The following is a 20,238-nucleotide window of genomic DNA, read 5'->3' on the forward strand; positions in this document are numbered from 1 at the left end:
TGACTCTCCCGAACTGTGATCCACATAATAGTCCAGATAATAAATCTAAGCCGTGTATTTATAGAACGCGCAGTGCAGGACCGCCTGTCGCCCGTCGTCGCCCCGCCCGAGGAGAACCATGAGCGAGAACCCCGCCCCGCCGCCCCCGCCCGCCCGCCCGGCACCGGTGCGGCCGTGATCGCGCCACGGCGCCGCTCCGCGCGGAGATGGACCGCGACGGCCGTGTGCGCCCTGCTGCTGACCGGCTGCGCCGCGGACGCCGACGCCCCCACCACGATCACCTTCTTCCAGTTCAAGCCCGAGGCCGTCGCCTACTTCGAGGACCTCGCCCGGCAGTTCGAGGCCGAGAACCCGGACGTGCGCGTGGTCGTGGACAACGTCCCGGACCCCGAGACGGCCCTGCGCACCCGCCTGGTCAAGGAGGACGTGCCCGACGTCCTGACCCTCAACGCCAACTCGACCTTCGGCGAGCTCGCCTCCGCCGGGATCTTTGCCGACTTCGCCGGCACCCCCGCGCTCGAGGACGTCAACCCGGCGTACGCGGACGTCGTCCGCGACCTGGGCGCGAGCACGCCGGATGCCGTCAACGGGGTGCCCTTCGCCGCCAACGCCTCCGGGGTGCTCTACAACGAGGAGCTCTTCGCCGAGCACGGCGTGGAGGTGCCCCGCACGTGGGACGAGCTGATCGCCGCCGCGGAGACCTTCGAGGCCGCCGGGGTCACCCCCTTCTACGGGATGCTCGCCGACGCCTGGACCGCCCAGGCGCCGCTCGCGCCGCTCGTCCCGCAGACCGTCCCGGAGGACTTCTGGGAGCAGCGCTTCGCGGGCGGGAGCTCCTTCCGGGAGGAGTGGCCGGAGGCCGCGCAGAAGCTGGCGACCCTCTTCGACCACACCCAGCCCGACCCGGTGGCCACCGGCTACGAGGACGGCACCGCCGCCTTCGCCCGGGGCGAGTCGGCGATGCTGCTGCTGGGCAACTACGCCGTACCCCAGATCCGCTCGTTCGAGCCCGAGTTCACCATCGGCAGCTTCGCGCTGCCCGCCACGAACGACCCCGCCGAGACCGTCCTGGTCTCGGGGGTGGACGTGGTCGTCACCGCCGGCGCGGACACCGAGCACCCCGAAGAGGTCCGGCGCTTCGTCGACTTCCTCATGCAGCCGGAGGTCGTCCAGGCCTACGCCGAGGAGCAGACGGCCATCCCGACCCTCGAGGGCATGTCCAACGACGACCCCGCGCTCGCCGGGGTCCAGCCCTACATCGACCAGGAGCGCATCGTGGGTTTCTTCGACCACCAGTTCATCCCCGCCGTCCCCCTGGGGTCGCTGCTGCAGCAGTACCTCATCGACCGCGACCAGGAGGCCTTCCTGGGGAACCTCGACGAGAGCTGGGACAGGGTCGCCGACCGGCGCACCTGGGGCCTCGGGGCGGTGGAGTCACGATGACCACGGCACCCGCCCGCGCGCAGGGCGCACCGTCCACGGGCACGTCCGCCGCCGCGCCCGCCCGGCGCCGGAAGGGACCCGGCCGCGCCTTCTACTGGATGGTGCTGCCCGCCCTCGTGCTCTTCCTCCTCTTCCACACCGTGCCCGTGCTGCAGGGTGTCTTCTACAGCTTCACGGACTCCCCGGGCTACGGCGAGTGGGACTTCGTGGGCCTGTCCAACTACACGGCGCTGTTCACCGACGAGCGGGTCCGCTCCGCGTACCTGTTCACCTTCCAATTCGCGCTCGTGGCGACCGTGCTGGTGAACGTCATCGCCCTGGCCCTGGCCGTGGGCCTGACGGGGCGGATCAAGTTCAAGAACACCCTGCGCGGGATCTACTTCGTGCCCAACATCCTGGCCGTCCTGGTGATCGGCTACGTGTTCAACTACCTGCTCACCAACTCCCTGCCGAGCATCGGGGCGGCCCTGGGGATCGACCGGCTGTCGACGTCGATCCTGGCCGACCCCGAGCTGGCCTGGGTCGGCATCGTGGTGCTCGCCGTGTGGCAGGCCGTCGCGTTCAACATCATCATCTACATCGCCGGGCTGCAGACCATCCCGGCCGAGCTCTACGAGGCCGCCGCCATCGACGGCGCCGGGCCGTGGCGGCGGTTCTGGTCCATCACGTTCCCCATGATCGGGGCGTTCTTCACGCTCAACATGGTGCTCTCGCTCAAGAACTTCCTGCAGGTCTTCGACCACATCATCGCCATGACCAACGGCGGGCCGGGAACGGCGACCGAGTCCGTCTCCGTCCTCATCTACCGGGGCGGGTTCCAGGGCGGCGAGTACGGCTACCAGATCGCCAACGCGGTCGTGTTCATGATCGTGCTGGTGGTCTTCGCCGTCGTCCAGCTCCGAGTCCTCCAGCGCGAAGAGGTGTCCGCCTGATGTCCTCCACCAACGTCTCCGCCCCGCCCAGCGGCACCGCCGCAACCACCCTCCCGGCCCGGTCCCGGCGGTCCGGCCGCCGGCGGCCCGAGGGAGGCCGGGTGAACTGGTGGCTGACCGCGCTGCTGGTCGTCCTGGCCCTGACCGTCTTCGTGCCGCTGTACTTCACGGTGATCACCGCCCTGAAGACCCCCGACCAGCTCGGCGGCAGCGGCTTCGCCCTCCCCACGGAGGTGCGGTGGGCGAACTTCGCCGACGCGTGGACGCTGACGGACTTCCCGCGGGCCGCGCTCAACAGCGCCCTGATCACCGTCTCCGCGGTGGTGCTCACGCTCCTGACGAACTCGATGGTGGCGTACGCGATCGCCCGCAACATGCACCGGCGCTTCTTCAAGGGCCTGTTCTTCTACTTCATCTCCGCGCTGTTCGTGCCCTTCCCGATCCTCATGCTGCCCGTGGCGAAGCAGACCGCCGCCCTGGGCCTCGACAATCCCGCCGGCCTGGTCCTGCTCTACGTGGTCTACGGCCTGTCCTTCAACATCTTCATCTTCACCGCCTACATCCGCTCCATCCCCGTCGAGCTCGAGGAGGCGGCGAGGATGGACGGTGCGGGCACGTGGGGAGTCTTCTGGCGGGTCGTCTTCCCGCTGCTCACGCCCATGAACGCCACGGTCGGCATCCTGACCTGCCTGTGGGCGTGGAACGACTTCCTGCTCCCCCTCATAATCGTCTCCGACCCGCAGCAGGCGACCCTGCCGCTCGTCCAGTACGTCTTCCAGTCCCAGTTCCAGACCAACTACACCGTCGCGTTCGCGTCCTACCTGATGGCGATGGCACCGCTGCTCGTGGTCTACGTCTTCGCCCAGCGGTGGGTCATCTCCGGCGTCACCCGAGGAGCAGTCAAATGAGCACCCGCACCCAGCAGCAGGACATCACCGCGCAGCGGCCCGGCACCGGCAGCGGCGCCGGGGACACCCCCGCGTGGTGGACCGACGCGGTCGTCTACCAGATCTACCCCCGCTCCTTCGCGGACTCCGACGGCGACGGGATCGGCGACCTCGGCGGCATCATCGCCCACCTCGACCACCTGCAGGACCTGGGCGTGGACGTCGTCTGGCTGTCCCCGATCTACTCGTCCCCGCAGGACGACAACGGCTACGACATCAGCGACTACCAGGACATCGACCCGGTCTTCGGCACCCTCGAGCAGTTCGACGAGCTGCTCGGGGCGGTGCACGCCCGCCGCATGAAACTGGTGATGGACCTCGTGGTGAACCACACCTCCGACGAGCACCCGTGGTTCGTCGAGTCCCGCTCCTCGCCGGACTCGCCGAAACGGGACTGGTACTGGTGGCGGGCCCCGCGCCGAGGCATGGAGGCCGGCGCCCCGGGCGCGGAGCCGACGAACTGGCAGAGCGCCTTCTCGGGCTCGACCTGGGAGTACGACGAGGCCTCGGGCGAGTACTACCTGCACCTGTTCTCGCGGAAGCAGCCGGACCTCAACTGGGAGAACCCCGAGGTGCGGCAGGCCGTCCACGCCATGATGCGCTGGTGGCTGGACCGCGGCGTGGACGGCTTCCGCATGGACGTCATCAACATGATCAGCAAGGACGTCGCCGAGGACGGCCACCTGCACGACGGGCCCCCGGTGGACGGGACGCCCTGGGGCGACGGGTCGGCGTCCTTCCTCTGCGGTCCCCGGATCCACGAGTTCCTCCAGGAGATGCACCGCGAGGTCTTCGCCGGCCGGGACGCCGAGCTCATCACGGTGGGCGAGATGCCCGGCGTCACCGTGGAGCAGGCCCAGCTCTTCACCGATCCGGCCCGCGCCGAGGTGGACATGGTCTTCCAGTTCGAGCACGTGGGCCTCGACCACGGCCCGGGCGGGAAGTTCGACCCCGAGCCGCTGCGCCTGACGGATCTGAAGGCCTCGCTGGGCCGCTGGCAGGAGGGCCTGGAGGAGGTCGGCTGGAACTCCCTGTACTGGAACAACCACGACCAGCCCCGCGCGGTCTCCCGCTTCGGCGACGACAGCCCCGAGCACCGGGTGGCCTCCGCGACCTGCCTGGCCACCCTGCTGCACCTGCACCGCGGCACGCCGTACGTGTACCAGGGCGAGGAGCTGGGCATGACCAACGCACCGTTCGAGACGATCGAGGACTTCCGCGACATCGAGTCGGTCAACCACTACCGCCACGCCGTGGCCGCCGGCGCGGACCCCGCCGGGGTGCTGCGCGGACTGCGCTGGTCGAGCCGGGACAACGCCCGCACCCCGGTCCAGTGGACCGCGGGCGCGAACGCCGGGTTCACCACCGGCACCCCGTGGATCGCGGTCAATCCGAACCACGACGAGGTCAACGCCGAGACCGCCCGGGCCGAGCCGCACTCGGTGTTCCACCACTACCGGCGTCTCATCGAGCTGCGGCACACCGAGCCCGTGGTCGCCCTGGGCGACTTCACCATGCTGGCCCCCCACCACGAGCAGCTCTACGCCTTCACCCGGCGGCTCGGGGACGTCGAGCTGCTGGTGCTCGCCAACGTCTCGGGCGAGGAGGTCCGCACCGACCTGCCCGAGGGCTGGGCCGGTGCCGAGCTGCTGATCGGCAACCGCCCCGACGGCGTGGTCCCCGGCGACGAGGGGCTGCTGCGGCCGTGGGAGGCCCGCGTGCACCGGCGGACCCGGGGCGCGGCGACGCAGGGCTGAGACGCGCCGCAGCGGCAGGGCGCCACCGCGCAGCGGCGCCGCACGGAGCCGCCGGGGCAGCACCGCGCGCCGATGCCCTGGCGGCTCCCGGCGGCCGCCCCGCCGGTGGGGCCGCCGGGGCGGCGGTGGCACAATGAACCGGTGCCGTCCTCCGACCACGTCTCCCTGATCCCACTGCTCGGCCGCGGCGACGCGCCGGAGCAGGTGCGGCACGTCCGGGAGATCCCCGACCGGGACGCCGTGACGGCGCCGTGGCCCGAGCACCTGCACCCGGACGTGGTCGCGGCCTGGGAACGGCTCGGCGTGCACGCGCCGTACCTGCACCAGGTCCAGGCGGTGCTGGCCCCCCGGCACGTGGTGGTCGCCACGGGGACCGCGTCCGGGAAGTCCCTCGCCTACCAGGCGCCCGTGGCCGACGCCGTGCACCGCGGCCGGCTCGCGGCGCTGGCGAACCCGGGCATGATCCACCACCCGGACGAGGCCACGGCCCTGTACCTGTCCCCCACCAAGGCCCTGGCCGCCGACCAGCTCAAGGGCCTGGACGCCCTCGGCCTGCCGACCCTGCGTGCCGCGACCTACGACGGCGACACCGACCCCGCGGAGCGCCGGTGGGTCCGGGACCACGCCGACGTGGTGCTGTGCAACCCGGACATGCTGCACTACGGCGTGCTGCCCAACCACGCGCGCTGGTCCCGGTTCTTCCGCCGCCTGAAGTACGTCGTGGTGGACGAGGCCCACTCCTACCGGGGTGTCTTCGGCTCGCACGTGGCCAACCTCATGCGGCGGCTGCGCCGGATCTGCCGTCTCTACGGCGCGGACCCCGTCTTCATCGGGGCGTCCGCGACCTCCTTCGAGCCGCACGCGTCCTTCGCCCGCCTCGTCGGCGTCCCCGAGGCCGAGGTGACGCCGGTGACCACGGACTTCTCCCCGCACGGACCGGTCACCGTGGTGCTCTGGGAGCCGGAGCAGACCGACGGCGGCGGCGAGAACGACGCCCCGGTGCGCCGCACCGCCCTGGCCGAGACCGCCGGCATGCTCACCGACCTGGTGCTCCGCCAGGTCCGCACCATCGCGTTCATCAAGTCCCGCCGCGGCGCGGAGACGATCGCCCAGATCGCCCACCGGCAGCTGGAGGAGGTCGACCCCTCGCTGGCCCACCGGGTGGCGGCCTACCGCTCCGGGTTCCTCCCCGAGGAGCGCCGGGAGCTCGAGGAGGCGCTGCGGGACGGGCGGCTGCTCGGGATCGCGAGCACGTCCGCGCTCGAGCTCGGCATCGACGTGGCCGGGCTGGACGCCGTGGTCGTGGCCGGGTGGCCCGGCACCCGGGCGTCGTTCTTCCAGCAGATCGGCCGGGCGGGCCGGGCCGGGCAGGAGGCCCTGGCCGCCTTCGTGGCCGGGGACGACCCCCTCGACACGTACCTCGTGAACCATCCGGAGGCGATCTTCGACGTCGACGTCGAGGCCACGGTGTTCGACCCCTCCAACCCCTACGTGCTGGCCCCGCACCTGTGCGCGGCCGCGGCCGAGCAGCCGCTGCGCGCGGAGGAGATCGACAGCTTCGGACCCACCGCGCCGGAGGTGCTCGGCTCGCTCGTGGCGAGCGGGCACCTGCGCCGCCGGCCGAACGGCTGGTTCTGGACGCACCCCCAGTCCGCGGCCGGGATGGTGTCGCTGCGCTCGGACGGCGGCGGGCCGATCCGGATCATCGAGACGGACACCGGCGCGGTGCTCGGCACGATGGACTCCCCCCAGTCCCACTACCAGGCCCACCCGGGGGCCGTGTACGTGCACCAGGGCCGGACCTACATCGTGGACGAGCTCGACGAGGCGGGCTCGGTGGCCGCCGTGACGCGGGCGAACCCCGACTTCTACACCACCGCGCGGGACATCACGCAGGTGAGCGTGGTCGCCGAGGAGCGCTCGGAGCGCTGGGGGCCGGTGACCGTCCACTTCGGCCAGGTGCAGGTCACCACGAAGGTGGTCTCGTTCCAGCGCAAGGCCGTGATCTCCAACGAGGTGCTGGGCGAGGAGCCCCTGGACCTCGCGGCCCGCGACCTGTTCACGAAGTCCGTGTGGTTCACCGTGCCGGGCCCCGTGCTGACCGGCGCGGGGATCGAGGAGCCCGACGTCCCCGGGGCGCTGCACGCGGCCGAGCACGCCGCGATCGGCCTGCTGCCGCTCGTGGCCTCGTGCGACCGCTGGGACGTGGGCGGGCTCTCGACCGCGCTGCACGCCGACACGGAGCTGCCCACGGTGTTCGTCTACGACGGCCATCCGGGCGGGGCGGGGTTCGCGGAGCGCGGCTACGCCACGGCCGTCGCGTGGCTGGGCGCCACCCGGGAGGCGATCTCCTCGTGCGAGTGCGAGCACGGGTGCCCGTCCTGCGTGCAGTCGCCGAAGTGCGGCAACCGCAACAACCCGCTGGACAAGGCCGGCGCCGTGCGGCTGATCGACGCGGTGCTGCACGACGCCCCCCGCGCCTGAGTCCTCACGGCGCACGGGCGGCCTCCGGGGGCCCGGCCCGGGACACGCCGCGGGCGGCCCCGAAGCGGGCGAGCGGCCCGTCCAGGGCCACGGCGGTGCGCACGTCCACGACGACGCGCTCCGGCTCCACGAGCGCGCACCGCTCGAGCCGCGCCCCGTTGTCCCGGGCCACGCGCTCGGCGGCGCCGCACGGGTCGCCGGCCACGAGGCCCCGGGCGGTGTCGGCGGCGGCGAGCGCCGCGAGGTCGGCGGCCTTGCCGGCACGGTGGGTCGCGATCCCCGCCTGGGCCAGCAGCAGCACGGCCACCAGCAGCACGCCGAGCACCAGGGTGAGCGTCAGCGCGTGCACGGTGCCGCTCCCCCGGTCGCCGTCGCGGTCCGGACAGCGGTCGGGCCGCCCCGAGAGGCCTCGAGCCGCGGGCTCAGCCACCGTGCCCATCGGCCGCTCCGGCCCCCTCCGTCTCGGCGGAGGCGTCCGCGCGCAGCTCCCAGCCGCCCCAGGTCCCGAGGATGCCGGGGGCGGGGCCGGTGACGGTGACCGTGGCCGTCCCCGCGTTCCCGCCCAGGCGGATCGCGGCGTCCTCCCCGGCCACGCGCAGCGCCGTGGAGCGGACCACGGCGGCGCTCTCGCCGCGGGCGGCGGCCCGGGCCGAGGCCCGCGCGGCCTCCTCGTAGCGGATCAGGGTCATCCCGGCCGCGGCGGCCGCGAGGAGCACGGCCAGGAGCAGCACGAGGGCGGGCAGCAGCACGGCCGTCTCGGCGGTGACGGCGCCGCGGTCCGGCGGCACCGGCCGCGGCGCGGACCGGGACCTGGGGCCGCGCGGCGACCACGGACGGAGGCGGGAACCGACACGCCACCGGGAAGCACGGGAACGGGGTCGGGACGGCGGACGAGACCGACCACGGGATGAGCATCGGGGGCGGTGGGCGGGCATGGTGGACTCCTCACGGGCAGGGCGCACGGCGGCTCGGGTTGCTGGGACCGGCGGCCAGGACGGACGGGGAGGACGCTCCCGCGGGGTCCGCGGCGCCGGGGACGGCACCACGGACCCCGCGGGAGCAGCCGCTCAGACGCCGAGCGCCTTCTCGATGATCGCGGTCAGGAGCTCGCGCACCTGGCCGGAGGAGAGGACCGCGGCCATGACCCCGCCGAAGGCCGCCGCGGCGAGCACGACCATGGCGTACTCCACGGTGGTCGCACCGAGGTCCGGGTCCCCGGCCCGGACGAGCGGGCGGGGCGGGGCGCCGGTGGCCCGGCGGGCGGACGGTGCGACCGGGCGGCCCCCGGCGGCGACCTCCAGGCCGGGCCCGGAGGGGCTGCGGCGCTTCCGGGCGGGACGGGAGGCGGTGATCTGGTGCTGGGACATGATGGTTCCTTTCGGTGCGGAGCGAACTGGTGCGGGGTGAGCAGGTGCCGGACGGCCGGCACTGGCCGGGCAGCACGGGCCGGGCAGCACTGGGCGAGCAGCACTCGCCGAGCCGGTGCCGGACGGGCGGCAGGGCCCGCCGGAGGACGGCGGACGGCGCAGCGCAGCGGCGCCGGGCCGGTCCTCGAGGGCGCAGGGGCGGACGGGGAACGCCCCGGCGGCCGGGGGCCCGCGGCTCCGGGCGCGGCGGGTCATCCGAACACCTCGGGCACGAGCCCCATCACGACCGGCAGGACGCCCCAGCAGACGAAGGCCGGCAGGGAGCACAGGCCCAGGGGCAGCACGAGCTGGACGGACAGCGACTCCGCGGCGCGCTCGGCCCGCCGGTAGGCGGCACGCCGGACCTGGGCGGCCTGCGAGCGCAGGCTCCGGGCCGACGGCGCCCCGGACGTCGCGGTGAACGTGAGCGCCTCGCGGTAGTCGGCCAGGTGCGTGGGCAGCTCGCCCGCCGAGGTCCACGCCGTGTGCCAGGGCAGCCCGAGCCGCAGCCGGGAGCCCACGCCTTCAAGGGCGGCGCCGGTGGCGTCCGTCCGGCACCCGCCCAGCACCGCCACGGCCTCCGCGAGCGGCAGACCGGCGTCCAGCATGGCGGCGGTGAGCTCCACGAGGACGCCGGCGGAGACGTGCGGTCCCGGCGGGCGGCGGCGGGCCGCGGCCGGACGGGGCGTTCCCGGCAGCCGGGCCCGGGACGGGAGCGCCGCCAGCGCCACGGCGGCCACCAGGAGCAGTCCGAAGGCGGGCGCTGCGAGGGCCGTCATCGCGCACCCACCGCCTCGGCGCGGCTGATCAGGGTGCGCGTCCACACCCGGCCGAGGCCCGTGAGCGCAGCGCCGGCCACGAGGGCGGCCAGCCCCCACGGGGTGGTGAGCAGCGTGCGCAGCGGGTCGACGCCCATGAGCATGCCCAGTCCGATGCCGAGCACCGGGAGCCAGGTCAGGATCCGGACGGTGGAGCGGGGGCCGGCCAGGGCGGTGCCGCGTGCGGCCTCGGCGTCGAGCTCCGCCTCGAGGGCGTCGGCGAGGCCGCCGAGCAGGGCGGCGAGGGGCGCGCCGGTGCGCTCGGAGACCTCCCAGCACAGGGAGAGCTCGGCGGTGGTGGCGACGGCCCGCCGCTCCAGCGCGCGGTGGCCCAGCTCCGGGGCCGGCACCCCCGCCAGGGCGGTCGAGACGCTCAGCCCCAGGCGGGCGGCGGCCGCCACGGACGTGCACAGCAGTTCGAGGTGCCGGCCGGTGCCCGTGCGGGCGGCGCGGCCCCCGGGCCCCGCTCCCTCGAACGCGGCCGCCGGGGACCGGCCCGCCTCCAGCAGCGCCGCGAGCCGGCGCAGCAGCGCGATCCACTCGGCGGCCTCCGTCTCGGCGTCCCGGGCGAACCGGGCCCACCACCGGACCGGGACGACGGTGCCGGCGCCCGCCCTCGCGGCCGACCGGACGCGGTGGCCCGGACCCGCGACCAGCACCGCGGCGCCCCCGGCGAGGCACAGGCAGAGGGCGAGGCAGAGGACGAGGACCGTGCTCACGGCCGGCCTCCCGCGAGGTCCCCGCCGGGGTGGGGCGAACGGTCGGGCGAGCGGTCGGACGCGTCGCCGGGCGTTCGGTCGGGCCGGTGGTCGAGCAGGGCGCACAGCCCGTCCCAGCCCGGGCCGCGGCGCACGCCGTCGTGGGACCGGACCGCCGCGGGCACGGAGACGAGGGCGCCGGCCCGGTCCTCGAGCAGGGACACCGCCCGGATCTCTCGGCGCCCGCCCGCCCGGGCCACGTGGACGACCAGGTCCAGGGCGCTCGCGGCCTGCAGCGTCACGGCCTCCCGGCTCATCCCGGCCAGGGCGCCCAGGGCCGAGAGCCGGGCGGGGACCGCCTCGGCGGAGTTGGCGTGCACGGTGCCCGCCCCCGCGTGGCCGGTGTTCAGGGCCGTGAGGAGCTCGCGCACCTCGGCGCCGCGGCACTCGCCCACCACGAGCCGGTCGGGCCGCATCCGCAGGGCCTGCCGGACGAGCTCCGCCAGGTCGATGCTGCCCGCGCCCTCGGTGTTGGCGTGCCGCGCCTGGAGACCGACCACGTGGGGGTGCTCGGGCCGAAGCTCGGCGGCGTCCTCGATGAGCACGATCCGCTCGTGCGCCGGGGAGCAGGAGAGCAGGGCGTTGAGGACGGTCGTCTTCCCCGCCCCGGTGGCGCCGCTGACCAGGAAGTTGGCGCCCGAGCGCACGGCGCCCACGAGGAGCTCGGCGGTGCCGGGGTGGACGGTCCCCGCCGCCACGAGGTCCTGCAGGGACAGGGTCCTCGTGCTGCGGAAGCGGACGGAGAGCAGGGTCCCGCCCGTGGAGATCGGCGGGAGGACGGCGTGCACCCGGTAGCCGGCGGCCGTCTGGACGTCCACGCACGGGTGGGCGGCGTCGAGGCGGCGTCCTGCGGCGGTGACCAGGCGCACGGCCAGGGCGCGCACCTCGGCGTCGGTGCGGAAGGGGGACGGGACGCGGCGCACCCCGGCCTCGGTCTCGAGCCAGACCTGGTCCGGCCCGTTGACGTAGACGTCGGTGAGACCCCGGTGCGGCAGCAGCGGCTCGAGCGGACCGAGACCGGTCAGCTCGGCGCGCACGGCCTGCACCGCCCGCAGGGTGCCGGCGGCCCCGAGCACCCGGCCGCTCGCGCGCACGGCCGCGGCGATGTCGGTGTCCGTGACCGGCCCGGGGGCGGCCAGCAGCCGGTCCCGCACGTCGTCGAGCAGGGCGGCCGGCAGCGCGGCGCTCACGGGGCGGCCCCCACGGCCTCGAGCAGGCCCGCCACGTCCCGGGCGAGCCGCCGGGAGCGGCCCGCCTCGAGCAGCCGGCCCGTCTCGGCGGCCTCCGGCACCGCGCCGGAGAAGCGCAGGGAGCCGGCGACGGGCAGACCGGTCGTGGCGGCGGCGAGGGCGTCGTCCACGTCGGCCACGTTGAGCCCGGCCGGCACCAGGCGGGCACTGGCGCCCGCCAGGGAACCGGCGGCCCACCGCGCGGCCAGCACGCCGCGCACCGTCCGGGGCGTGAGCACGAGGACCTCGTCGCACAGGGCCGCGGTGTCCGCCGTGCCCGGCCCCGCCCGGCCCAGGTCCACGACCACGAGGGCGGCCGCCCGGCGCAGCGCCTCGAGCACGCCGGCGTACGGCGCGGCGGCTCCGTCCGGCTGGGAACGGTCCCAGGAGAGCCAGCGCAGCTGCCCCGTCCGGGCCATGGCCGGCCACAGCTGCTCGGCGTGCACCGTCCCGGCGATCCGGAGCAGGTCCGGCCAGCGCAGACCGTCCTGGTCCTCGAGGCCCAGCAGGACGTCGATGCCGCAGCCGCCGCGGTCCGCGTCCACGAGGACGGCCGGCCGGTCCTCGTGGGCAGCCCGGTCGGCGAGCCAGCACGCCAGCGTGGACGTGCCGGCCCCGCCCACGGCGCCCAGCACGCCCAGCACCCGGCCCGTGCCGCCGGGACCGGCGGGACCGCCGGGCCGGGCGGTGAGCAGGTCGGCGAGCCATCCGGCGGCGTCGGGCAGCACGGCCACGGCGCAGCCGCCGAGGTCGGCCGCCCGGTCCCAGATCCCGGGATCCTCGGGCCGGCCCACGAGCACCGTGCCCGGGCGGACCCGCCCCCGCACGGCGTGGCGCACGTCCACGAGCTCGGTGTCCGCGAGCGTGCCCGGCGCGGTGGCCGCCGCCGCGCCTGGCGGATCGGCCAGCAGGTCGGCGCCGGCGGCCGCGCAGACGCGCTCGACCGTGGCGCGCAGCCCGGCGTCCTCGCTGACGAGGCGCACGGTGCGCGCGCGGACCGCGGTGCCCGGACGCGGCGGGGCCGGGGCGGAGAGGTGGGCGGCGGTGCTCATGGCCCCACTGTCCGGGCGGGCGGCACCGGGCCGGCCCGGCGGGGGCGCCGGTGTGGACGGGCCACCGGCTTCCGGCGGCCCCGCGGGCATGTGCAGTCCGGGCACCGGCGTAGCGTGACGGACCCGTGCAGGACAATGGCCGGATGCACATCGTGGTGGGACCAGCGCAGGACGGCCGGGGCGGGCACCGGGTCCAGGGCCTGACGGGCTCCGGGGACCCGGACGGGCCCGGCGTCGACGTGCCCGCCGGGGAGCTGGCGGCGTTCGTCGCCGACCGCGAGGAGGCCGCCCGGCGCGCCGGGTCCACGCCGCCGCGCTGGACCTGGGAGCGCACGGGCGCCGTCTACCCGCAGCTGCTGACCGCCGGCGTCCGGGTGGAGCGCTGCCACGACCTGCGGCTGTGCCAGGCGATCCTGGCCACGGCCGCCACCGCCCACGGGTCCGGCGCCGACGGCCCGCTGCCCTACGAACCGGTGCTGCCACCGCTGCCCGCCGACGAGGCGCCCGGGCTGCTCCCGCCGCCCTCCCCCGCCGAGGACCAGTCGAGCCTGTTCGACCTCCCCCGCGCCACGGGTCCCGACGCGGCCGTGCTGGTCGCCGAGCTGCGGGCACAGCTCGCCGCGGTGGCCGGCGCGGTGGACGCCCGCCGGCTGACCCTGCTGCTGGCCGCGGAGTCCCAGGGCGCGCTGATCGCCGCGGAGATGCAGCACGCCGGGGTGCCCTGGCGGGAGGACGTCCACCGGGCCCTGCTGGAGGACGCCCTGGGCCCCGAGCCGGCGCCCGGGGAGCGCCCCCCGCGGATGGAGGAGACCGTGGCCCGGCTGCGGGAGACGCTGCACGCGCCGGGGCTGAACCCGGACTCCCCGCAGGAGCTGCTCAAGGCGATGCGGGCGGCGGGGATCGACGTGACGAGCACCCGGCAGTGGGAGCTCGTCGAGTGGGCGCGGGCCGTGCCCGGCCTGGCGGCCCGGCGCCAGGCCCTGATCGAGCCCGTCCTGGAGCACAAGAAGCAGGCGCGGCTGCTCAGCGCCAACGGGTGGCACTGGCTGGCCACGTGGGTGCGGGACGGCCGCTTCCGCCCGGAGTACGTGGTGGGCGGGGTGGTCACCGGCCGCTGGTCGGCCCGCGGCGGGGGCGCCCTGCAGATCCCGCACGTGGTGCGGGACGCCGTGCGGGCGGATCCCGGGCGCGTGCTCGTGGTGGCGGACGCGGCCCAGCTCGAGCCGCGCGTGCTGGCGGCGCTGGCCCACGACGACGCCCTGGCCGCCGCGTCCCGCGGCAGGGACCTCTACCAGGCCATCGCCGACCTCGGCGAGGAGCGGGGCTCGGAGCTGACCGAGCGCCCCCAGGCGAAGGTGGCCATGCTGGGCGCGATGTACGGGGCCACCACGGGCCAGTCGGGCCGGCTCATGCCGCACCTGGCGCGGATGTTCCCCCGCGCCGTGGACTACGTGGAGCAGGCCGCCCGGGTGGGTGAGACGGGCGGACAGGTCCGCACGCACCTGGGCCGCTGGTCCCCGCTGCCGGGCCCGGCGTGGGACGCGGCGCAGCGGGACACCGCCACCGAGGAGGCCGAGCGGCGCGCCGGGGCGATGGCCCGAGGGCAGGGCCGGTTCACCCGCAACTTCGTGGTCCAGGGCACGGCCGCCGAGTGGGCCGTGTGCTGGATGGGCGCCATCCGCTCGGCGCTGGCGCGGGAGGCGGTCGACGCCGAGCTCGTGTTCTTCCTGCACGACGAGGTCGTGCTGCACTGCGCGCGGGAGGACGCCGAGCGGGCCGCCGGGCTGGTCCGCGAGTGCGCGGAGCGGGCGGCCCGGCTGGTGTTCGGGCGCATCCCGGTGGAGTTCCCCGTCAGCGTGGCCGTGGTGGAGTCCTACGCGGACGCCAAGTAGGCCGCCCCGGCCCGGGTCACAGCAGGGGCCTCAGCACAGGTCCCGGTAGGGGGCGCCGGTCACGTGCCGGCGCCACTCGTCCTCCGTGATCGGGTCGCCCCGGTTGGCGCAGACCGCCTCGATCGCGTCCTCGGCCCGGACCAGCCAGCTGCGCACCACGCCGTCGTCGCCGGTGGCGACCAGCCGGTCCCCCACGAACCGCACGTCGTTCATCCGGTCGCCGGAGGCGGACAGGGCCGCGTAGACGTCGAGGTCCGCGGCGCCCACGGTCCACATCCACACGAACTTGTCGCCGGAGGCCCCGGCCAGCAGGGTGCCGTCCGCGGAGAACTGCAGGCCCTTGACGGAGGACAGGGCGTCCGAGGTCTCGCCCACGGGGTGGGGGTCGGACGGGTCCGCGACGTCCCAGAGCCGCACCCGGCCCGCCTCCGTGCCCACGGCCAGGAGGTCGGCCACCGGGGAGAACGCGATCGAGGTGGCCACGGAGTCGAGGGCCAGCCCCGCGGCCCGCCGCGGGGCGGCGGGGTCGGACACGTCCCACAGCTCCACGCCGTTGGTGTCGTCCGCCGCGGCGAACAGGGTGCCGTCCGCGTCGAACCGGGCGGCCTCCGAGCCGGGGACGGGGATCGTGGCCACCCGCCGGAGCGGCGCCTCGGGGCCGCGGCGCAGGAGGGCGATCTCGGAGCCCACCTCGGACCACGCCGCGATCGTGCCGGCGTCCGTCGTGACGTCGGCGCCCGTGATGCCCGCCTCGATGGCCGCGGCGCGCTCCGGCTCCTCCGGGCGGCCCCCGTCCAGGGGCCACACGAGGACGTCCCCGTCCTCGGTGCCCCCCGCGATGAGCGACGCGTCGGGGGCCACGGCCCCCGCGTACCAGAGGGTCTCCCCGGGCGGGGCCTCCGGGGGCGGCAGCGGCCGGGGGTCCTCGCCCGAGAGGTCGAAGAGGGACACGACGTCGGGGCCGACGCCGACGGCGCTCAGCACGGTGTGCTGCCGGTCCACGGAGAGCTGGTACACGGGCTCGCCCTGCCGGTGGATGACGGGCCCGCGCCGGTCCCACGCGCGGGTGGTGCCGTCCTGGGAGGTGGTGAGCACCCGCTCGCCCACGCGCAGCGCGCTGGTGACCCGGGCGGCGGTGGGGAGGGAGTCGATGCGGGCGAGATCGGAGAGCCGGTGCACGTAGGCGTTCTGGTCGAAGCTGGCGGCCACGACGGCCTCGCCGTCCGGGGTGAAGGAGACGTCGCTGATCCAGCTGCCGAAGTCCGTGAGCGTCCCGGAGCGGGAGACCCGCTCCCCCTCGACGTCGTAGAGGCGCAGCTCGCGGGCGCTCAGCCCGGCGGCGAGGCGCGCGCCGTCGTCGGCGAGGTCCAGGGCCCGGACGACCCGCCCGGTCGGGACCGGGTCGAGGCGCTGCGCGCGGGCGCCGTCGGTGGCGTACCGGGTGATCTCCCCGGACGTCCCGCCTGCGTAGACCGTTCCGTCGGGGGCGGCCGCCAGGGCCAGGACGTCTGCGTCCTCCCCCAGCGCCAGGGCCGGCAGCGGCGCGGGGGCGCCGGGATCCTCGATCGACCAGCGCAGCACCTCGCCCCGCCCCCCGGCCAGCAGCTGCCGGCCGTCGGGCGAGAGGACGACCGCGTTGACCGGTGTCCCCGCCCCCACGTCGAGCCCGGCCAGCCGCCGGGCCGGCGCCCCGGTGACGTCCCACAGGCTCACGTGCCCGAGCCCGCCCACCGCCGCGAGCACCCGCCCGTCCACCGCCAGGAGGTCCACGTCGCTCAGTCCGGGAGCGCCGTCGACGACGGCGAGGTCCTCCCGGTTCTCGGCGAGCCGGTCGCTGTCCCGCCACACGGACAGCAGGCCGTCCCCGGCGGCGCGCGCGACGACGGAGCCGTCGTCCAGCGCCGCGAGCCGGGACGCGCCGTCCGGGCCGAGCCACCGCTCCGGGGCGTTCACCGCGGTGGCGTCGATCAGGGCCGAGGTGCCCTCCCGGGTGGGGGCCATCCGGTAGGCCGCGAGGCTCAGCTGCGAGGCGAGGTTGGGCGACTCGCGCCGGATCCGGGAGGCCTCCAGCGCGGTCTGGCGGGAGAGCGCCTCGTCGCGGGCGGTCTCCGCGACGGTCTGGAAGCGCTCCGCGCGGACTCCCAGCGCCCCGGCCACCACGGCCGCGCAGACGGCCAGGGCGAGCAGGACGAGGGCCACGTGGCCGCGCCGCTCGATCTCCCGGGCGCTGCGCTTCTGCCGCTCCAGGGCGTCCTCGTAGTGGCGCTCGCTCTCCGCCAGGTACTCGCGCTCGGCCGGGCTCAGGAGCGCCTGCTGGCGCGGGTCCCCGGTCCAGTCCCGGAAGGAGGCGAGCTGGCCCAGCGGGATCAGGGCGAGGGGGTCGCGGTCGTTGGCGAGCCACATCTGGGTGGCGCGCTGCAGCTGCTGGCGGACGTAGAGGTCGCGGCGGCTGTCCTCGATCCAGCGGCTGAGCCGGGACCAGTGGTCCAGCAGGGACTCGTGGCTGAGCTGGATCTGGTCCCGGTCGATGGTCAGCAGCCGGGCGCGGGCGAACTCCTCGACCACGGCCGCCCCGCCCTCCGGCAGCTCCTCCCGGAGCACCGGGGTGCGCACGACCGTGGCGGAGGTCCCGGTGCCGACCACGCGCACCAGCCGCAGGAACACCGCGCGGGCCACCTCCCGCTCGCGCGGGCCCAGCCGGGCGTGCACCTCCTCGGCCCGCCGCTCCACGGCCTCCGTGATGCCGCCCGCCGCGTGGTAGTCGGCCACCGTCAGCTCGCGGGTGCGGGCGTGCTCCCAGGTGCCGAGCATCGCCTGGGAGAGCATCGGCAGCAGGCCCACGCCGGCCTCCGTGCCGCGGGGGGCGACGTCCCGCAGGATCACCCCGACCAGGTCCGGGGAGACCCGGGCGCCGACGGCCTCGGCGGGGCCCACCACGATCTGCTGCAGCTGCTCGCGGGTCAGCGCGCCCAGCAGCACCGGGCGCTCCAGGGCGGTGCGCAGCTCGGCGTGCCGGCTCGCGGTGCCGAAGAAGTCCGCCCGCAGGCCGACCACGACCACCCGGTCCCGGCTCGCCGCGGCGAGCCGGTCCAGGAACCGCCCGGGCTCCTCGGCCTCCCGGGCGCCCGTCCAGAGCTCCTCCAGCTGGTCGACGACGAGCAGGTCCGGAGCCGCCGCGACGGCGTCCTCGAGCCGGCGCACCGGGTCGAGGCCCGGGGTCGTGGCCACGGCGCTCCACCCGTGCAGGGGTCCGCCCTCGGCCCGCAGCCGGCCGAGGAGCCCGGCGCCCAGCAGCGAGGACTTGCCCGCGCCGGAGGCTCCCACCACGGCCAGGATGCGGGGTCCGCCGGCGTCCGCCAGCCGCACCACCCGCTCGCCGAGCACGGCGACCTCGGCGGTCCGGCCGAAGAAGTGCGTCTCGTCCTCGGGGCGGTAGGAGCGCAGGCCCACGTACGGGGTGGAGTCCGGCCTGACCGGGGTGCGGGAGCGGTTGACGTCCTCCCACCACAGCTCCGCGGGGCGCTCGTCCGTCAGCCCGAGGGCGTCCAGGAGGGCCGTGAACTCCTCGCGCAGGGCCGGGCCGGGCAGGTGCGCCCCGCTGAGCCAGCCCTGGATGGTGCTGGCCGGCAGCCGGCAGGAGGCCGCGAGCGCCCGGACCGACAGGCCGCGGCGGCGGCGCGCGGCGCTGAGCTGCTCGGCGAGCCGGGGCCGCTCGGGGCCGGGCGGGGGCGAGGCCACCGGGAGCCTCCTCGGGGGGTCGTGGGCACGGGGGACCCTGGAATGGTAAGTCCGCTTGCCGCGGCGCCGGCAATGTTGCGCCCGGGGCGGCGTCATGCCCCGGGCGTGCTACAGCGGTGCGGGCAGGTCCCGGCCGGTGTCCCAGGGCACGGCCCAGCCCAGCGCCGTGAGCACCCGGTCCAGGAGCACTCCGGTGAACCCCCAGACGGTCACGGTGGACGCGGTGCCCGGCACGGGGACCGTGAAGGCGGGCGAGCGGTAGGTCTGCCGGCCGCGCGTGACGGTCGCGGAGTGCCGGTTGGCCGGGTCGATGAGGTCCAGCACGGGGACGCGGAACACGAGGGAGGACTCGGCGTGGTCCACGACGTCCACCGGCGAGACGTCCCGCCACCAGCCCAGCACCGGGGTGACGAGGTGGTTGGAGACCGGCAGGGGCACCGGGGCCAGGGCACCGAGCACCTCCACCCCGTGCGGGTCCAGCCCGGTCTCCTCCTCGGCCTCGCGGACGGCCGCGCGCACGTGGGCGGCGCTGACCTCGCCGCCGGGCACGGACAGCACCTCGTGCAGGTCCCCGTCCTCGGGGTCCAGGCGCCCGCCCGGGAAGGCGACCTGGCCGGGGTGGGAGCGCAGCGTCGCGGCCCGCTGGACCAGGAGGACGTCGAGGTCCCGCCCCACGCCCTCCGCGTGCTCGGCTGCGCGCGAGGGCAGGTCGTCGAGCGCGCCGAAGAGGATGAGCACGGCCGAGCGGCGGTAGTTCTCGTCGATCTGCCCGATCCGCCACGGCTCGCGGTCCTCCATCCGCAGCTGCCGGCCGCTGCGGGCCACGCGCAGCAGGTCCTGGTAGGCGTCGCCCACGGGCCGTCCTCCTCGGTGGTCGCGTCGTCGGTGGTCGGTGTCGCTCACGAGCTCAGGGGCCAGCCGTCGGCCTGCAGCTGGGCCCGGCTGCGCCCGGCGAGGAACAGCTCCAGCAGCTCCTCCCGGCCCGGGGCGAACTCGTACTTGAGCAGGGCCGCCGCCTGCGCGGTGTCCGTGGGGCCCTCGCCGTAGGACGGGCACAGGTCCGCGACGGGGCACACCCCGCACGCGGGCCGCCGGGAGTGGCAGATGCGCCGCCCGTGGTAGACGAGCCGCTGGGACAGGTCGGTCCAGTCGCGGGGCTCGAACAGGGCGCCGACGTCCCGCTCGACCTTGACCGGGTCCTCCTCCGCGGTCCAGCCGAAGCGGCGGGCGAGCCGGCCGAAGTGGGTGTCCACGGTGATCCCGGGGATCCCGAAGGCGTTGCCGAGCACCACGTTGGCGGTCTTGCGGCCCACGCCGGGCAGGGTGACGAGGTCCTCCAGCCGCCCGGGCACCTCGCCGTCGTGGTCGTCCACGATCTTCTGGGCCAGGGTCCGGATGGCCCGGGTCTTGGCCCGGTAGAAGCCGAGCGGGCGGATGATCTCCTGGATCTCGGCCTCGTCCGCCTCGGCGAGCGCCCGCGGCGTGGGACAGGCGGCGAAGAGCCGCGGCGTGGTCGCGTTCACGCGCACGTCGGTGGTCTGGGCGGAGAGCACCGTGGCCACGAGCAGCTCGTACGGGGAGCGGAAGTCCAGCTCGGCGACCGCGTACGGGTAGGCCTCCGCGAGCACCGCGTTGATCCGGCGGGCCCGCCGCTTGAGCGCCAGCGGGGACTCGGGGGAGCCCGTCCGGCGGCGCCGTGCGGCGCCGGCGCGCGCCTTCGCGGGGTCCACGACGCGCAGATGGGCGGGCGGGCGGGGCACGGCAGTCGGGACCATGCCCCGA

16 protein-coding genes are annotated in these 20,238 nt (G+C 75.9%); 6 read left to right on the top strand and 10 right to left on the bottom strand.

The features are described 5' to 3' along the window. Positions 1 to 72: 72 nt before the first annotated feature. From RF640_RS04545 to RF640_RS04565, 5 genes are all read left to right on the top strand, one after another. Positions 73 to 1,443, top strand: a complete 1,371-nt coding sequence (locus RF640_RS04545; RefSeq protein WP_368826766.1) for an ABC transporter substrate-binding protein — start codon at positions 73 to 75, stop codon at positions 1,441 to 1,443. Next, positions 1,440 to 2,375: a carbohydrate ABC transporter permease gene (locus RF640_RS04550; protein ID WP_176337850.1), complete on the top strand. Its 936-nt coding sequence runs from the start codon at positions 1,440 to 1,442 to the stop codon at positions 2,373 to 2,375. Before RF640_RS04545 ends, RF640_RS04550 begins: the two co-directional genes overlap by 4 nt. Further along, the gene (locus RF640_RS04555; protein WP_176337851.1) at positions 2,375 to 3,283 is read left to right on the top strand and encodes a carbohydrate ABC transporter permease; all 909 of its coding nucleotides are present in this window, start codon (positions 2,375 to 2,377) and stop codon (positions 3,281 to 3,283) included. Before RF640_RS04550 ends, RF640_RS04555 begins: the two co-directional genes overlap by 1 nt. After that, entirely contained in the window at positions 3,280 to 5,079 is a 1,800-nt protein-coding gene (locus RF640_RS04560; RefSeq protein WP_368826769.1) for an alpha-glucosidase, read from the top strand. Before RF640_RS04555 ends, RF640_RS04560 begins: the two co-directional genes overlap by 4 nt. A 141-nt stretch (positions 5,080 to 5,220) precedes the next feature. Further along, positions 5,221 to 7,563 carry a DEAD/DEAH box helicase gene (locus tag RF640_RS04565; protein WP_368826771.1) on the top strand — a complete coding sequence of 781 codons (2,343 nt, stop codon included), beginning with the start codon at positions 5,221 to 5,223 and terminating at the stop codon, positions 7,561 to 7,563. Between the two features lie 4 nt (positions 7,564 to 7,567). Here RF640_RS04565 and RF640_RS04570 read toward each other — a convergent pair whose 3' ends face one another. The 7 genes from RF640_RS04570 to ssd form a co-directional block, all read right to left on the bottom strand. After that, on the bottom strand, positions 7,568 to 7,993 hold the full coding sequence (locus RF640_RS04570) for an Rv3654c family TadE-like protein (protein ID WP_052132822.1): 426 nt from the start codon (positions 7,991 to 7,993) through the stop codon (positions 7,568 to 7,570). Further along, positions 7,986 to 8,351 (bottom strand): TadE family type IV pilus minor pilin, encoded by a 366-nt coding sequence (locus RF640_RS04575; RefSeq protein ID WP_017832506.1) that lies wholly within the window; start codon positions 8,349 to 8,351, stop codon positions 7,986 to 7,988. Before RF640_RS04575 ends, RF640_RS04570 begins: the two co-directional genes overlap by 8 nt. Before the next feature lie 279 nt (positions 8,352 to 8,630). Next, positions 8,631 to 8,930, bottom strand: a complete 300-nt coding sequence (locus RF640_RS04580; RefSeq protein WP_017832507.1) for a DUF4244 domain-containing protein — start codon at positions 8,928 to 8,930, stop codon at positions 8,631 to 8,633. 251 nt (positions 8,931 to 9,181) lie between these two features. Next, complete coding sequence (locus tag RF640_RS04585; RefSeq protein WP_035925071.1) at positions 9,182 to 9,748, bottom strand: type II secretion system F family protein; 567 nt, start codon at positions 9,746 to 9,748, stop codon at positions 9,182 to 9,184. Then, entirely contained in the window at positions 9,745 to 10,506 is a 762-nt protein-coding gene (locus tag RF640_RS04590) for a type II secretion system F family protein (RefSeq protein WP_017832509.1), read from the bottom strand. Before RF640_RS04590 ends, RF640_RS04585 begins: the two co-directional genes overlap by 4 nt. Further along, positions 10,503 to 11,735 carry a TadA family conjugal transfer-associated ATPase gene (locus tag RF640_RS04595; protein ID WP_017832510.1) on the bottom strand — a complete coding sequence of 411 codons (1,233 nt, stop codon included), beginning with the start codon at positions 11,733 to 11,735 and terminating at the stop codon, positions 10,503 to 10,505. Before RF640_RS04595 ends, RF640_RS04590 begins: the two co-directional genes overlap by 4 nt. Further along, positions 11,732 to 12,826 (bottom strand): septum site-determining protein Ssd, encoded by a 1,095-nt coding sequence (gene ssd, locus RF640_RS04600; RefSeq protein WP_284563423.1) that lies wholly within the window; start codon positions 12,824 to 12,826, stop codon positions 11,732 to 11,734. Before ssd ends, RF640_RS04595 begins: the two co-directional genes overlap by 4 nt. Positions 12,827 to 12,969: 143 nt before the next feature. On the opposite strand from ssd, the gene RF640_RS04605 reads away from it, so the two are divergent. After that, complete coding sequence (locus tag RF640_RS04605) at positions 12,970 to 14,718, top strand: bifunctional 3'-5' exonuclease/DNA polymerase (RefSeq protein WP_109221950.1); 1,749 nt, start codon at positions 12,970 to 12,972, stop codon at positions 14,716 to 14,718. 30 nt (positions 14,719 to 14,748) lie between these two features. Here the strand turns inward: RF640_RS04605 and RF640_RS04610 are convergent, their stop codons facing one another. The 3 genes from RF640_RS04610 to nth form a co-directional block, all read right to left on the bottom strand. Next, complete coding sequence (locus RF640_RS04610; RefSeq protein WP_368826775.1) at positions 14,749 to 18,456, bottom strand: helix-turn-helix domain-containing protein; 3,708 nt, start codon at positions 18,454 to 18,456, stop codon at positions 14,749 to 14,751. Positions 18,457 to 18,564: 108 nt separating this feature from the next. Continuing rightward, positions 18,565 to 19,254 carry a CoA pyrophosphatase gene (locus tag RF640_RS04615; protein WP_081615713.1) on the bottom strand — a complete coding sequence of 230 codons (690 nt, stop codon included), beginning with the start codon at positions 19,252 to 19,254 and terminating at the stop codon, positions 18,565 to 18,567. A gap of 101 nt (positions 19,255 to 19,355) precedes the next feature. Beyond that, on the bottom strand, positions 19,356 to 20,231 hold the full coding sequence (gene nth, locus RF640_RS04620) for an endonuclease III (RefSeq protein ID WP_126350320.1): 876 nt from the start codon (positions 20,229 to 20,231) through the stop codon (positions 19,356 to 19,358). Positions 20,232 to 20,238: the final 7 nt, after the last annotated feature.

This window comes from Kocuria sp. CPCC 205231 (assembly GCF_040980965.1).
GTDB lineage: Bacteria > Actinomycetota > Actinomycetes > Actinomycetales > Micrococcaceae > Kocuria > Kocuria rosea.

Coding starts and splice junctions, on each gene's coding strand:
- RF640_RS04580 (WP_017832507.1), bottom strand. CDS start 8,930: ATGTCCCAGCACCAGATCACCGCCTCCCGTCCCGCCCGGAAGCGCCGC.
- RF640_RS04555 (WP_176337851.1), top strand. CDS start 2,375: ATGTCCTCCACCAACGTCTCCGCCCCGCCCAGCGGCACCGCCGCAACC.
- RF640_RS04615 (WP_081615713.1), bottom strand. CDS start 19,254: ATGGAGGACCGCGAGCCGTGGCGGATCGGGCAGATCGACGAGAACTAC.
- RF640_RS04560 (WP_368826769.1), top strand. CDS start 3,280: ATGAGCACCCGCACCCAGCAGCAGGACATCACCGCGCAGCGGCCCGGC.
- RF640_RS04585 (WP_035925071.1), bottom strand. CDS start 9,748: ATGACGGCCCTCGCAGCGCCCGCCTTCGGACTGCTCCTGGTGGCCGCC.
- RF640_RS04605 (WP_109221950.1), top strand. CDS start 12,970: ATGCACATCGTGGTGGGACCAGCGCAGGACGGCCGGGGCGGGCACCGG.
- nth (WP_126350320.1), bottom strand. CDS start 20,231: ATGGTCCCGACTGCCGTGCCCCGCCCGCCCGCCCATCTGCGCGTCGTG.
- ssd (WP_284563423.1), bottom strand. CDS start 12,826: ATGAGCACCGCCGCCCACCTCTCCGCCCCGGCCCCGCCGCGTCCGGGC.
- RF640_RS04550 (WP_176337850.1), top strand. CDS start 1,440: ATGACCACGGCACCCGCCCGCGCGCAGGGCGCACCGTCCACGGGCACG.